This is a genomic window from Streptomyces caelestis (genome assembly GCF_001279005.1).
In the GTDB taxonomy this organism is placed as follows: domain Bacteria; phylum Actinomycetota; class Actinomycetes; order Streptomycetales; family Streptomycetaceae; genus Streptomyces; species Streptomyces heliomycini.
In genome coordinates, this window is the sequence record NZ_LGCN01000149.1 from 1 (window position 1) to 263 (window position 263).

At 71.9% G+C, this 263-nt stretch carries 1 protein-coding gene; it reads right to left on the reverse strand.

Features of this window, described 5'->3' with window-relative positions; genetic code table 11:
- A partial coding sequence (locus ADK41_RS14285) for a DDE-type integrase/transposase/recombinase (protein ID WP_159043974.1) occupies positions 1-263 on the reverse strand: 263 nt, incomplete at both ends.

The window sequence follows — 263 nt, forward strand, 5'->3', positions numbered from 1 at the left end:
TGTGAGGCTCTGGAAGAACGACTCGGCCAGGGCGTTGTCGTAGCTCGAGCCGGCCCGGCCCCTGCTGCGGCCGATGCCGTGCCGGCGGCAGACGTCGGCGAAGGCGGCCGCGCTGTACTGGGCGCCCCTGTCGGTGTGGAGAACGACGCCCTTCGCCTGGCCGCCGCGGGCGGCCACAGCCATCTCGATCGCGTCGGTGACCAGCGAGGTCCGCATATGGTCGCCGATCGACCAGCCCACCACGCGCCGCGAGCAGATGTCGA